The 13,170-nt window shown below is 42.9% G+C and carries 13 protein-coding genes, 1 other RNA gene and 1 other annotated feature; of the genes, 2 read left to right on the top strand and 12 right to left on the bottom strand.

All coding sequences use genetic code 11. The features are described from left to right. Nucleotides 1–55 precede the first annotated feature (55 nt). The 6 genes from NST31_RS21260 to aroC form a co-directional block, all read right to left on the bottom strand. Complete coding sequence (locus NST31_RS21260) at nt 56–580, bottom strand: isoprenylcysteine carboxylmethyltransferase family protein (protein WP_339163128.1); 525 nt, start codon at nt 578–580, stop codon at nt 56–58. Next, nucleotides 577–1,644 (bottom strand): 3-oxoacyl-[acyl-carrier-protein] synthase III C-terminal domain-containing protein, encoded by a 1,068-nt coding sequence (locus tag NST31_RS21255; protein WP_339163127.1) that lies wholly within the window; start codon nt 1,642–1,644, stop codon nt 577–579. The genes NST31_RS21260 and NST31_RS21255 overlap by 4 nt, the downstream gene beginning before the upstream one ends. Before the next feature lie 168 nt (nt 1,645–1,812). Beyond that, nucleotides 1,813–3,105, bottom strand: a complete 1,293-nt coding sequence (aroA, locus tag NST31_RS21250; RefSeq protein ID WP_339165646.1) for a 3-phosphoshikimate 1-carboxyvinyltransferase — start codon at nt 3,103–3,105, stop codon at nt 1,813–1,815. Nucleotides 3,106–3,125: 20 nt separating this feature from the next. Beyond that, nucleotides 3,126–4,226: a prephenate dehydrogenase gene (locus NST31_RS21245; protein WP_339163126.1), complete on the bottom strand. Its 1,101-nt coding sequence runs from the start codon at nt 4,224–4,226 to the stop codon at nt 3,126–3,128. A 21-nt stretch (nt 4,227–4,247) separates the two neighbouring features. Beyond that, entirely contained in the window at nt 4,248–5,333 is a 1,086-nt protein-coding gene (gene hisC, locus NST31_RS21240) for a histidinol-phosphate transaminase (RefSeq protein ID WP_339163124.1), read from the bottom strand. Nucleotides 5,334–5,360: 27 nt separating this feature from the next. Next, entirely contained in the window at nt 5,361–6,533 is a 1,173-nt protein-coding gene (gene aroC, locus NST31_RS21235; protein WP_339163122.1) for a chorismate synthase, read from the bottom strand. A gap of 54 nt (nt 6,534–6,587) precedes the next feature. Next, nucleotides 6,588–6,814 (bottom strand) — a binding site (T-box leader). Nucleotides 6,815–7,113: 299 nt separating this feature from the next. On the opposite strand from aroC, the gene NST31_RS21230 reads away from it, so the two are divergent. Next, nucleotides 7,114–8,202, top strand: a complete 1,089-nt coding sequence (locus NST31_RS21230) for a bifunctional 3-deoxy-7-phosphoheptulonate synthase/chorismate mutase (protein ID WP_339163119.1) — start codon at nt 7,114–7,116, stop codon at nt 8,200–8,202. Nucleotides 8,203–8,498: 296 nt separating this feature from the next. Here the strand turns inward: NST31_RS21230 and NST31_RS21225 are convergent, their stop codons facing one another. The 5 genes from NST31_RS21225 to NST31_RS21205 all read right to left on the bottom strand — a co-directional run bounded on the left by NST31_RS21225 (nt 8,499) and on the right by NST31_RS21205 (nt 11,751). Next, a complete protein-coding gene (locus NST31_RS21225; RefSeq protein ID WP_339163118.1) occupies nt 8,499–10,010 on the bottom strand; it encodes a carboxypeptidase M32 in 1,512 nt (503 codons plus the stop codon). A gap of 137 nt (nt 10,011–10,147) precedes the next feature. Next, on the bottom strand, nt 10,148–10,327 hold the full coding sequence (locus tag NST31_RS21220; protein ID WP_339163116.1) for a hypothetical protein: 180 nt from the start codon (nt 10,325–10,327) through the stop codon (nt 10,148–10,150). A gap of 135 nt (nt 10,328–10,462) precedes the next feature. Next, an RNA gene (gene rnpB / locus NST31_RS21215) (RNase P RNA component class B) lies at nt 10,463–10,858 on the bottom strand. Between the two features lie 66 nt (nt 10,859–10,924). Next, nucleotides 10,925–11,233, bottom strand: coding sequence for a cell division regulator GpsB (gene gpsB, locus NST31_RS21210; protein WP_339163114.1), 309 nt, complete (start codon nt 11,231–11,233; stop codon nt 10,925–10,927). Between the two features lie 191 nt (nt 11,234–11,424). Continuing rightward, nucleotides 11,425–11,751, bottom strand: coding sequence for a CotD family spore coat protein (locus tag NST31_RS21205; RefSeq protein ID WP_339163112.1), 327 nt, complete (start codon nt 11,749–11,751; stop codon nt 11,425–11,427). 297 nt (nt 11,752–12,048) lie between these two features. Here NST31_RS21205 and NST31_RS21200 point away from each other — a divergent pair, with 297 nt between their 5' ends. Continuing rightward, nucleotides 12,049–12,516 carry an Hsp20/alpha crystallin family protein gene (locus NST31_RS21200; protein WP_339163110.1) on the top strand — a complete coding sequence of 156 codons (468 nt, stop codon included), beginning with the start codon at nt 12,049–12,051 and terminating at the stop codon, nt 12,514–12,516. Between the two features lie 50 nt (nt 12,517–12,566). Here NST31_RS21200 and NST31_RS21195 read toward each other — a convergent pair whose 3' ends face one another. Continuing rightward, on the bottom strand, nt 12,567–13,067 hold the full coding sequence (locus NST31_RS21195) for a YppG family protein (protein WP_339163108.1): 501 nt from the start codon (nt 13,065–13,067) through the stop codon (nt 12,567–12,569). Nucleotides 13,068–13,170: the final 103 nt, after the last annotated feature.

Raw genomic sequence — 13,170 nt, 5'->3', positions numbered from 1 at the left:
TTTCTTTTTTCTACTCCATTTTACCTAATTTTTCGCTTTTTTCCCATAGTAATCGTCAGAAATGAATGTCGTAATCTGTATTTTCTTTGAGGGCTCTTTCTTCCAATGGAATTCTTACCATTAGAATGACCTGGTTTAAAATAAAAAAGACACAAGCCGTTACGTAAGCTTGAAATAATAAAGGAATCACCAATAATTCAATTGTTACAATGAAATAATTTGGATGCTTCATATATTTAAACGGACCCTTTTTCACCACTTCCGCGCCTGGGAGGACGATAATTTTGGTATTCCAATATTTGCCCAGGCTGGAAATGACCCAAACTCGTCCCATTTGAACAATGATAAAAAGGAACAGCAAGAGAGGCCAATAAGGATGCAAAGATCGGTTCATGAGAAAAGTTTCTACTATTAAAGAGATGAAAAATCCCACATGGATCAAAACCATAAATCTGTAATGATTATGGCCATACTCCTTGGCACCCTGTTCTTTCATCCAGCGCTCATTGCTGTTGGCAATGAACAATTCCACTACCCGTTGAAAAATCAAAAAAGCCAAAAATATGATAAACACCATCATTGCCACCTGACCAAAAGCATTTCCGAACTAAAGCCGGGGCCAAGCGCCGTAATCAGTCCATAGTCGCCATCACCGATTTGTTTTTCTAAAAACCGTTTAAGGACAAATAAAACGGTTACAGAGGACATGTTTCCATAATTCATCAATATTTCAAGGGAATCAGCTGTTTTATCCGGAGGGAGGCCAAGCGATTTTTCATAGGCGGAAATCACTTTTTTTCCTCCGGGGTGGGCAATAAAGTGGTCGATATCTTCGATATGAAGCCCATGATGTTCCAAGAACCCTGTTGCGTTTGGCTTTAGCCATTTTTCAATCAGGGAGGGAATGCTTCTTGAAAAAACGACATACAATCCATTATCTTTGATATTCCATCCCATTACATCCAATGAGTTTTCCAGCAATGTGGACTGCGTCCCCACAATGTGCGGGACGTGTTGTTTGACACTTTCCAATGATACATGGTCACCGGCAACGAGAACAGCTGCAGCTCCGTCTGAAAACAGAGAAGTGCCGATCAAATTGCTCTTGGAAACGTCATCTTTTTGAAAAGTTAAGCTGCATAATTCTACTGCAATGACGAGGACTTTTTCATTGGGGAATGCCCGGCAATACTCAAAAGCCCTAGAAAGACCTGCGGCACCTCCCGCGCATCCAAGGCCCCAAATCGGAATTCTTTTCATATTCCGGGAAAATGGCAATTCATTCATCAACCTGGCATCCAGGCTTGGGGTCGCCAGCCCCGAGGTGCACACCATAAACATAGCGCTGATTTCCTCGTGACTTATATGTACGTCATCCAGGCAGTCGTTGACAGCCTGCTTGCACAAGGGAAGGGCGCACTCCAAAAAAGCATCATTTTTTTCAGAAAAGGAATGGTCCTCATCGTACCATTCCAGATTTTTTGCGATATGTCTCTTTTTAATGTGGCCGTTATGAAAAACAGAAAGTAAACGTTCCACATCTTTAAAAGAATGGGAAAATAATTGCCTGGCAAACTCTACAGCTTGATCTTGTGAAACAATATGTTCAGGAACTCCTGTTCCAACTGATAGGATCTGCGGCAACTTCCTATCCCCTTTCCCGCTTTTCTTTATCCCGCATGTAAGGTGCCGTAATACTCCTACTTCAAGACCTGAGTTGTTACAAAAGGTCTAAGTGGGAGAAAACGGCACCTAAATGCCCGATTGGTTCAACTAACATTCAGTAGGAGCCCTACTGAATGAAGTTTCACTTTATGTGTTTGCGTGTTTTAATTGCTTCAACTGTTCAAAAAATCGAGGAAAAGAAATGCCGATCGCCTCGTTATTTTCTATGACTGTTTCACCTTTGGCGAGACAAGAGGCAATGGCGAGCATCATGCCAATTCGATGATCCCCGTGGCTGTTAACGGTTGCCGGCCGAAGTTTGGATGGGCCGTAAATGTTCATTCCATCATCTGTCGCCTCAATCCGCGCGCCCATTTTGGACAGTTCTTTTACAACCGTATCGATCCGGTTCGTTTCTTTCACTTTCAGCTCAGCCGCATCTTTAATGATCGTGACACCATCCGCTTGGGTTGCCGCCAAGGCGATAATGGGGATTTCATCAATTAATCTAGGAATGACGTCTCCGCCGATTTCAATTCCTTTTAAGGAAGAAGTTTTCACGGTAATATCAGCTACAGGTTCAATTGAACGGTCGTCTTTTCCTTCCACTAATATATCTGCGCCCATTTCTTTCAATACTTCTATTATGCCGGTTCTCGTTGGGTTTATTCCCACATTTCGAATCGTCAATTCACTGTTTGGAACAATAAGCCCCGCAACGAGGAAAAATGCCGCGGAAGAAATATCTCCCGGCACATGGAGGGTCGTTCCTCTTAATGATTGGTTTCCCTTTATGGATTTTTTTAAACCATCTTCTTCCACATTACAGCCGAATAGACGCAGCATTCTCTCCGTGTGGTCTCTTGACATTTGCGGTTCAGTAACGGATGTCACTCCATCAGCACGCAGCCCTGCCAACAATACCGCCGATTTTACTTGTGCGCTTGCTACAGGTGAAACATAATCAATCCCGGTTAATGTGCCGCCGCGAATGCTGAGCGGTGTAAAGCGCCCATTTTCCCTGCCGTCTATTTTCGCTCCCATTAGCAAGAGTGGCTGCACTACCCTATCCATCGGCCTTTTGGCAATGGAACCATCCCCGATGACGCATGCATGAAAAGGGGCATTCGCCAAAATCCCCAAGAGCAAACGGATCGTTGTCCCGGAGTTTCGTACGTCCAATATCTCTTTCGGTTCCTGTAAGCCGTCAATTCCGTTCCCTCTAATTTCAACATAATCTCCATCTCTTTCGATTTGAACGCCCATTTTTTGAAAGCAATCAATTGTCCGGAGACAATCATCTCCGGTTAAAAGTCCATGTATTTTAGTCGTTCCCTCCGCAATCGAACCAAACATGACCGCACGATGGGAAATGGATTTGTCTCCCGGAACGCTGAAAATGCCCTTTAACCGTATCCCTTCTTCTGTCTTCAACCGCATACTCATCATGCATCCCCCTTTTACATGTTCAAATATGTCTCAAAACCATCTCTTTCTAAGCACGCTTTGGCCCGATGCCTGTCTTCATCCGTTTGAAAGCTTAAACGAAGAACACCGAACACGTCTTCCCTAGCTTCAATAATACGGATGTTTGTCAAGCTGATCTGCTCTTTCGCCAAAATAGTCGTTACATGGGAGATGACACCCGGCTTATCCAGCACATCCACAAATAAATCGTAAAATGCATCAATGGCTCCTTTTGCACGAACAGGGAGCGAATCGCGAAATTTCTTCGCTCCGGAAAAATAATGATAAATCTGTTCTCTATCCCCTTTTTTAACGAGTGATTTAACAAAGTCCATTTCATCGATCCATTCATCCAACAAAGCAATTAAACTTGACTTATTTTGTATAATGATGTCCCGCCACATTTCCGGACTGCTAGAGGCGATTCTGGTAATATCTCGGAAACCGCCTGCCGCCAGCCAGCGGACACGGTCATTGGTTTGGGCATGGCTTTCCACTTGCCGGACAAGGCTTGAAGCAATCAAATGGGGCAAATGGCTGACGACTCCAGTTACCTGATCATGCTCTTTTGGTTCCATCACCACAAAGTGAGCTTTCGTTCCTTTCAACCAACATTTTAACTCAGCAATTTTGTTTTCTTCAGTTTGGGAAGATGGTGTTAACACATAAAAAGCATTTTCAAACAAGTGACCCCTTGCGCTTCCTGCCCCTGTCTTATGGGATCCGGCCATCGGATGGCCGCCGATAAAAGCGACCCCTTTTTCGCTAAGAATTTCAGCCTTTTCCATAATTTTTTCCTTCGTGCTGCCAACATCTGTCACAATCGCGCCTTGCTTTAAAGGCAACTCCGAAAGCCGCCCGATCATATGACCCACTTCCTCAACCGGGCAAGCCAATATGATTAAATCACTTAAAACGGCTTCTTTCTCAAGCGATGACGCAATTTCATCAATGATGTGCATTTTTGCGGCCAGTTTGCAATTTTCTTCGTTCAAATCAAACCCCACAATATGGGCTTGATGTTCTTTTTTGATGGCAAGAGCTATCGAACCGCCAATAAGCCCTACACCCGCAATTAATACGCGTCTATCCAAAAGATGTCCCTCTCTATCTGTCTATTGTGTTACAAGCATCATCTTTTCCAATAGTTGAAAAAGTTCCTCGTTTTGTTCCTTTGTTCCGATTGTGATTCGGATGCCGTTTGGAAATGGCCTGACGATAAAACCTCTTTCAAGCAAATATTGAAAAACGTCCGCACTTTCTTTTCCAGGAATCCGAATGAATATGAAATTTCCTTGCGAAGGGTAATATTCAAACCCGTTCCGTTTACATACATCATAAAATTTTTGTAATTCATCTTTGTTTTCATTGACACACTTTTCCACAAAAGCTTGATCTTGCAGCGCCGCAATGGCGGCTGTTTGCGCAAGGACCGAAGTATTAAACGGAAGCCGCGCCACATCCAATTGTTTAACAAGCTGTGCGTCCGCGATGCCGTAGCCAATGCGGAAAGCCGCTAACCCGTATGCTTTTGAGAATGTGCGTAAAATAAGCAAATTTTTATAGCGGTCCAGCAAAGGAATCGTATCAGGAAAATCCTCGGCAACCGCATACTCATAATAAGCCTCATCCAACACGACCAGCACATGGGGCGGAACATTTTGTAAAAATTCATGGAGTTCCTCACTGTTTACATATGTTCCTGTCGGATTATTCGGATTGCAAATCCATACAACTTGTGTACGATCATCAATTTTTGCCGCCATGGCGTTTACATCATGGCAGCCGTCTTTTAGCGGCACTTCCCGAACTTCCGCTTTCTGGATAACAGCATGGTGGCGATATTGGGGAAATGTCGCATCAGCCATGACAGTATTTGCACCTTCTGAAAGCATTGCCCTGCTGATCATTTGGATTAATTCATCCAAGCCACTTGAAAAAATAAGCTGATTTTCATCCACTTTTAAGAACTTGGCTACTTCTTCCCTTAGCGTAATAGCTGCTCCGTCAGGGTATACAGCAAAGCTCTCCAAGGAAGAAATGGCTTTGCGTACGAGTGGTGAAGAACCGTAGGGATTTTCGTTCGATGCCAATTTGGCAATCTTTGTTAATCCGTATTCCCGTTTCACCTCTTCGCTTGATTTTCCAGGTGAATAGGCTTTTAATGTCAACAACTCAGGGTTTACCTTTACTACTTCCATGTTGATCCCACCTTTCTATTTTTTCGCCTAGAAATTTTTTGTATATGTCCTATACTGATTGATATTTTCTTGAATTTGTCCGATCTGATCATGGCCAAACTTTTCTAAGAGCGCAACCGCCAATTCCCAAGCGACCACCGCTTCAGCAACAACGCTTGCTGCCGGAACAGCGCAGCTATCAGAGCGTTCAATACTTGCCTGGAAAGGCTCCTTCGTATCAATATCTACGCTATTTAACGGTTTGTACAAGGTCGGAATCGGCTTCATCACGCCCCTGATGACGATTGGCATCCCGGTCGACATACCGCCTTCAAGACCTCCGGCATTATTCGTTTTTCTCGTATAGCCGTTTTCTTCATCCCACATAATTTCATCATGTACAAGGCTTCCCGGTTTATGAGCCGCTTCAAATCCGACACCAATTTCAACACCTTTAAAAGCGTTTATGCTCAAAATGGCACCGGCAAGTTTGGAATCAAGCTTCCTGTCGTAATGGGCATAGCTGCCGACCCCAATCGGCATGCCCTCTGCTATTACTTCAACGATGCCGCCAATTGAATCACCTTGCGCTTTCGCATCATCGATGGCTTTCATCATTTTTTCAGCAGCCGCTTCATCAAGACAGCGCACTGGAGAAGCTTCTGTTCTTTTCTGGAGATCCTCGATATGGTCGTAATGGACATTTTCGGCTCTGACGCCGCCAATTTCCAGAACATGCCCGCCGATGTTGATTCCCAGTTCAGCGAGTATGATTCTGGCAACTGCCCCTGCCGCCACTCTTACCGTCGTTTCTCGCGCAGAAGAGCGTTCCAGAACGTTCCGCATGTCTCTATGGCCATATTTGATAGCGCCGTTTAAATCGGCATGACCTGGGCGCGGTCTTGTAATTTGTCTTTTTACCTCGTCTTGTTCCTCTTTTGAAAGGGGTTCGGCCCCCATAATTTTTCTCCAATGTTTAAAGTCGCGATTTGTGACAACAAGTGTTATGGGAGCACCGATCGTTTTACCATGGCGAACCCCGCTTAATATCTGCACTTCATCCTTTTCAATTTGCATTCTTCTTCCACGGCCATACCCTTTTTGTCTGCGGGCCAACTGCTCATTGATCATGTCAGCCGTTAAAGTCAGCCCCGCTGGAACTCCCTCCAAAATGGTCGTTAGTTGCGGGCCATGTGATTCCCCTGCCGTTAAATACCTCATTCCCAATTACCTCCAATAAAAAGTAAATAAAATGAAAAAATCGCCCCTGCTGTCAGCAGGGACGATTGATCATCGCGGTACCACCCTCATTGTGGAAAAAACTCCACCTCTTTATACAGATAACGGATGTCCCGTCTTTTCTTACTTGTTACAAGACGCCAATCGTTCAGAAAAGAAGCTCGAGGCCGTAATTCATGTTCATTTATATACTGGTTCCCACCATCCACCAGCTCTCTGCAATAGTGAAATGAACACTACTCTCACCTTGTCATTGCCAATTATCAAAGTTATTTATCATTAATTTTTACCACATAAAACCTTGTTTGTAAAGAGGGCATTTGAATCATCCTAAAAATTGATAAAAACTTTACATAATCTTTCTCCCCTTTTATTTTATAGCTGTTACAATACATATTGTGCAAACAATTAAAAAAAGTCTATTGACAAAACTTGAATAACGGTATAATGTGTTGAGCTATCAACAAAAATTATAACACACCTGCTTTACAGCGTTGAAGTCCTAAAGTAAGATTCACTTCAACGGGGAAATTCAGTGAAAATATTTAAGGAGGGCTTATCGTTGTCTGATCTCGAAACATTGCGTTCTCGAATTGAAAAAACAACATTACAAATGTTGGAACTATTGAATGAACGCGGCAGTATTGCCCAAGAAATTGGGAAATTAAAAGAAATGCAGGGCGTTAAGCGCTTTGACCCTGTTCAGGAGCGTAAATTGCTGAACTTATTGGCCGACCATAATAAAGGCCCATTCTCAACCGCCACTGTTCAGCATATTTTCAAACAAATCTTCAAAGCGAGTCTTGAACTACAGGAAGATGATCACCGTCAGGCCCTGCTTGTATCAAGAAAGAAAAAAGCTGACGATACGATTGTTGAAGTAAACGGGGAAAAAATCGGGGACGGGCAGACCTACTTTATTATGGGACCGTGTGCCGTTGAAAGCTATGATCAAGTAAAAGCTGTCGGGAAAGCCTTGAAAAATAATGGGCTCAAGCTGTTACGCGGGGGCGCTTTCAAACCGAGAACTTCACCATACGATTTCCAAGGCCTTGGTCTGGAAGGACTAAAAATTTTAAGACAAGTGGCTGATGAAGAAGGACTTGCGGTTGTCAGTGAAATTTTGAACCCATACGACATGGAAGCGGCACTCGACTATGTTGATATCATTCAAATCGGCGCCCGCAACATGCAAAACTTTGAGTTATTGAAAGTGGCCGGAGCTGTCAAAAAGCCTGTATTGTTAAAACGGGGATTGGCTGCCACTATTGAAGAGTTTATGTATGCGGCAGAATATATTCACGCCCAAGGAAATAGCGAGATCATCCTCTGTGAAAGAGGCATTCGCACATATGAAAAAGCAACAAGGAATACGCTCGATATTTCCGCTGTGCCGATCTTGAAAAAAGAGACCCACTTGCCTGTCGTTGTGGACGTTACACATTCCACCGGCCGTAAAGATCTCCTGCTTCCTGCTACAAGAGCAGCCATTGCGATCGGAGCGGATGCGGTCATGGCTGAAGTTCATCCAGATCCTGCTGTGGCTCTTTCTGATTCAGCACAACAAATGGACATCGCCCAATTTAACGAATACATGGATGATGTCAAGACATTTGCCAAAAAAATCCAAAAAGAAACAGCCGACATATAATCATTTAAAATGATTCGCTTCGCATTGCGTGAAGTGAATCGTTTTTTTATGTCTGGGGAATCCGAAACCGAACATGACGGCTGTTCCCTCCCCTCCACCTACTGCCTTCCATACGTTCTTACCGATGAAAAAGTTTCTCACAATCCCTGCTTATCAAAAAAAACCTCGCCATTCGGTACATTACCGCGGCGAGGAATATGTCTATTTGCTTGTCATATCCTTGAATCAGAACGACCAAAACAGCGAGGTGCGTATTTCAGCAAAAATATTGGACGTCGTCTTTATAAAGAAAATGCTTACAAAGCATACAGAGCCGAATATTTATCAACGAGGTAGCGATTCAAATAATCAGCAGTTAGGCGTTCGCCGGTTACATCTTGAATAATTTCCAAAGGTTTTTTTGTTTTTCCGAACTGATGAATCTTTTCATTAAGCCATTTTTTTATCGGTAATAGTTCGCCATTTTCCAACAGCTCGTCGTATGAAGGCAGGTCTTGCAACATCGCATGTTTCATTTGGGCAGCATACATGTAACCAAGTGCATAGGACGGAAAATAGCCAAAGCTCCCTGACGACCAATGCACATCCTGTAAAATGCCTTCGGCATCGTTATTAGGACAGATTCCCAAATACTCCTCATACTTGGCGTTCCACATCTCCGGCAAATCTTTTACGCTGACTTCATCGTTAAACAACGCTTTTTCAATTTCATACCTGATAATGATATGTAAAGAATACGTCAAATTGTCCGCTTCAATTCGGATGAAAGAAGGCTTTGCCTCGTTTATGGCGAAATAAAAATCATCGAGAGGAACATGATCAAGTTGGCCATTGGCATAAGATTTCAGCAAATGATAATTGTGAACCCAAAATGATCGGTCCCGCGCAACGATATTTTCATAAAAAAGCGACTGGGATTCATGGATACCCATTGACGTTCCGGTGCAAAGCGGGGTTCCAATTAGTGTTTGTGAGATATTTTGCTCATAGATTGCATGCCCGCCTTCATGGATTGTTCCGAATACGGCAGTCCTCCAATCGTTTTGATTATATCTCGTTGTGATACGCACATCCCCCGGATTTAGTCCTATGGCAAATGGGTGCACCGTTTCATCAAGCCGGCCGGCTTGGAAATCGTAGCCCATTTGTTCCAATATTTTCAGGCTGAATTCTTTTTGGTTTTTGATGGGGATGGAACCCCAGAAAATATCTTTGGACGGCTTTTTTCCCGAGTCGGCAATTTTCCTGACCAATGGAACGATTGTTTTCTTCAACGCGGAAAATTCCTTGTCAATCGTTTTTACCGTTACTCCCGGCTCATAAAGATCCAACAGTGCATCATATTTATTTTCGCTGTATCCCCAATAGTTAATAAATTTTTTGTTAAACTCGACCAGCTTCTCCAAATAAGGCCGGAACATTTCAAAGTCGGATTTGGCCCGTGCTTCTTCCCAAACCGATTCGGCTTCTGCTTGTAAAATGACATATTCTTTATACTCTGCTGGAGGTATTTTTATATTTTGATTATATGTTTTTTTGCACTCTTCCAGTGTTTTTTGTCCAAGGCTTGACAGTGTCTCTTTTTTTCCTGAAAGGCTTGCAATAAATGCGGCCATTTCTTCAGACGTAGACATGTGAAAGTATTCAGAAGCAAGAACACCGATCACTTGCGACCGTTGCTGCAACCCTTTTTTCGGCGCCCCTGTCCGCATATCCCAGTAAATAAGCTGCAACGCCTCGTCATACGCCTCCATTTTTTTTACATAATTTAAGAATTTTCCTTCTTTTTCAAGCGCGCGTTTCCCCATATGACAGCCCCCTCTAAAATAATCACTCCATATTTGCAAAAGGACCAAGCCTTCCTCATCATATTAGTATAATATAAGTCCTATCGTCCAGTAGATCGCAATAAAAAATGAAACGCGGCGAATGATTCCATAGCGTTTCATTTTGCCCTTAAGCAACCATTGTTGGACAATACATAATGCAGCGCTTTGGTGAAGCTTTGTTCGGCATCCTGAAGGCTCTTTGTGGCCAAGTCCTGCACACATTCCTTCTGCAGGATTTCATAAGATGAAGTGAGCGCTTTCGAGATTTTTTGCAGTTCATTGATTTGTTGCGGCATGCCAAGAATCACATCCTCTCTATCAAAGTGTACACAAAAAAGTATATTCCAAAGATGTTATTTTTATTCGAGATAAAAAAAACCTTCCTGCTCTGGAAGGTCGTTCATTGAACTTTCTCGCCTATTTCAATAACATTCTGTAAGCCATGTTCTGTGCCATTGTACTGCAAGCGACCGTAGGCTGATCTCGTACTCCGGCGGTAATCATCTATCTGCGGGCACAACCACCCGCCTCTTTCCTCGTTCCTTAATTCCTCGGAAAGAGTGCCTCTACCATTATTTGAGTTTCTCGCTCACGGGGTTTACCTCGTTCCACCCTTGCCGTTTCCGGCAAGGCTTCGTCACTGTGGCACTTTAAAGGTATTCGCATCATATCTGCAATAGACTTAGATGCTTTCCCTGCCGTCAACCGAAATTTCGGCTGCCCTGGCTTATCGTTTCGCCAGGCGCGATCACTACGGGCATCTCAGCACCGTGCGAGCATGGACTTTCCTCTGCCATCGTAAAAAATGACAGCGATTACCCGAATGTTATTGATGTCGAATTACTATTATAGTATGTAGGGTAAAAAAAAGCAAGCTCCATTATCTGGAATTGTTAATAATTATCATCAAGCTTGCTCCCAAATACGTGTTTTTCTAAATTTGACAGGCGTTTTAAAATATCAAAATTCGTTGTGCCAGCCGGCGGCTGTACATGCTGTCTTCGGCTGCTTTCCTCCAATTGCTTTCTTAACCTTACGTTTTCTTGCTGCATTTCATCAATGATTGTATGCATTGCTTCATAATCCTTGATAATCAGATCCAAAAACTTGTCAACATCTTCTTGTTTATAACCACGAATACCGGTTTTAAATTCTTTTTCTAATATTTCTTTGGCAGTTAATTTTAATTTATCAGCCATCATTCGAGACCACCTCAAATCCAACGACATTACTATTATTCTTTCAGAATATAGGCCATTTGTCAATTTTACAGTTCCAATTTTCCATTTCGTTTATCCAGTGTAAAACAATATCTGATTTGACACAACTGTTTCTTCATAAAAATCCCTACAAGGATGAATATGGCGTTTATTCATCCTTGTATCAGCCTGACCTAATAAGGGATCATCGGACCACCGGGACCGAACCCCGGCATTGGAGGACCGAATCCGGGACCTGCGGGTGGAACCATTCCCGGGCCTGTAGGCGGAACCATTCCTGGGCCTGGGGCCGGACCAAAAGATTGGGTGTTAGTCACTTCATTTACGCAAGACTCAGTGTGCGGAAACGAGTGTTGGTGTTGGTAATTAATATGATTGACCGTTGTCGTATGTGAAGGATGGATTTCAGGGATGACATAATTATACTGTTTATGTTTTACACAACATTTTGTTGGGTGCACGACTGCGGGCAACACTTTAGTGCCACAATTTATATACATAATATATCCCCTTTCTGTATTGATTATTTGTTTACACTATAACCTATGAGAAAAAAGAAACCATGTACTAATACAAACACCTATTTTCAAGGCTTCCGCACAAAATGCCCCCGAACAAGCCGCGTCGGTCTTGAAATTTTTTGATTAATTTCTGTCCATTTCAACAAATCATGATAATCATTTCGCCGCAAAGTCGAAAGCTGCGCTTGCCCGGGAAATGACGGCTATTCCCTTTTCTCCAAGAACTTTTTTTATGAATTCTTCATACATTGATTAAAAAGCAGAGGAGCGTGTAAAATGACGGATCAAAATCAAGATAAAAATTCGCCAGGGCAGCCATCTGAAGCTGTTCATTACTTTCTTAAAGCGATGAATGATTTTTTTGAACACCGTCCTGTTAAAGGATTTTTAGAGAGCATGGACGAATTATTTGCATCCTCCCCATTAAGCAGCTTTCCGGCAGAACTGAAAGAAACAGAAAAGGAGTATGTCATCCAAGCAAAACTTCCAGGAGTTCGAAAAGAACAAATTGCAATCGATGTATGGAACCAACATCTTACAATTTCGGTGCTTCACCATGAATCGTTCACAGCAGAAAATGAACACAAGGAAATCATCCAGCAGAAAGAAACGATGAAAAAATCAACAAGGACGATTCCCTTAACAAAGCCCATCGATAATAAAGGTGTAAAAGCTGCATTCGAAAACGGGCTGTTGAAAATCAACATTCCAAAAATAAAAGGAAAAAGAATCGAAATACCTTAAAAAGGAACCGGTTTGAAACACCGATTCCTTTTTTCATTTTCTCACGCAATTCATCCACCTTTAAAAAGGCCTCCTATTCCTTTTGCCATGTTGGATAACTGCGTTAGCGCATTCATCATTTGTCCGGCAGTATCAACCATTTTATTAATGTCTAAACTCCCGCTTTGTGATTTAAATGAGTTCAGAATCGTTCCGAATTGGCTTGGAGGAGGCTTTGGAAAAATCCCCGGCTGCTGGTTTGGAATGGGATATGGTTGAGGGCCCATCCCATACTCAGGCATGGAAAGCCCCTTGTCTTCTTCCGGCTGTAATGGGTTTTGAAACAATTGTGATTGGGTATTCGGCGTACCATATTGATGAGGCTGGCCCGCGCCGGCCATATACTGCCCGTTTAAAGTTTGCTGTTGAAGCGTAAAATTGGGAATTCCTCCATAACCTTGCAACCCGATGGGCTGTCCTTCAAATCCTCCCGGCCCGTACGGTGTTGCATAATAATATGGAGAAGGGGTGTACCGTAACATATGTGGATAATGACCATGAAAAAAATGCATAATCCTCCCCTGCCTTTACTGCTAAGTCAATCTATTTTATGCCCATACGCAGATTATTGTGCAATAATATAAATCATATATGAAAGCGGTGTCGAAATGTCGA

This window comes from Siminovitchia sp. FSL W7-1587, assembly GCF_037963795.1.
GTDB classification, from domain to species: domain Bacteria; phylum Bacillota; class Bacilli; order Bacillales; family Bacillaceae_C; genus Siminovitchia; species Siminovitchia thermophila.
The sequence above is the reverse complement of the archived record's forward strand: the minus strand, read 5'-3'. Positions and strand labels throughout refer to the sequence as shown.

What these genes read in the sequence shown, in the direction of transcription:
- NST31_RS21260 (WP_339163128.1), bottom strand. Translation starts at nt 580, where the DNA reads ATGATGGTGTTTATCATATTTTTGGCTTTTTTGATTTTTCAACGGGTA.
- aroA (WP_339165646.1), bottom strand. Translation starts at nt 3,105, where the DNA reads ATGCGGTTGAAGACAGAAGAAGGGATACGGTTAAAGGGCATTTTCAGC.
- hisC (WP_339163124.1), bottom strand. Translation starts at nt 5,333, where the DNA reads ATGGAAGTAGTAAAGGTAAACCCTGAGTTGTTGACATTAAAAGCCTAT.
- aroC (WP_339163122.1), bottom strand. Translation starts at nt 6,533, where the DNA reads ATGAGGTATTTAACGGCAGGGGAATCACATGGCCCGCAACTAACGACC.
- NST31_RS21225 (WP_339163118.1), bottom strand. Translation starts at nt 10,010, where the DNA reads ATGGGGAAACGCGCGCTTGAAAAAGAAGGAAAATTCTTAAATTATGTA.
- NST31_RS21220 (WP_339163116.1), bottom strand. Translation starts at nt 10,327, where the DNA reads ATGCCGCAACAAATCAATGAACTGCAAAAAATCTCGAAAGCGCTCACT.
- gpsB (WP_339163114.1), bottom strand. Translation starts at nt 11,233, where the DNA reads ATGATGGCTGATAAATTAAAATTAACTGCCAAAGAAATATTAGAAAAA.
- NST31_RS21205 (WP_339163112.1), bottom strand. Translation starts at nt 11,751, where the DNA reads ATGTATATAAATTGTGGCACTAAAGTGTTGCCCGCAGTCGTGCACCCA.
- NST31_RS21200 (WP_339163110.1), top strand. Translation starts at nt 12,049, where the DNA reads ATGACGGATCAAAATCAAGATAAAAATTCGCCAGGGCAGCCATCTGAA.
- NST31_RS21195 (WP_339163108.1), bottom strand. Translation starts at nt 13,067, where the DNA reads ATGCATTTTTTTCATGGTCATTATCCACATATGTTACGGTACACCCCT.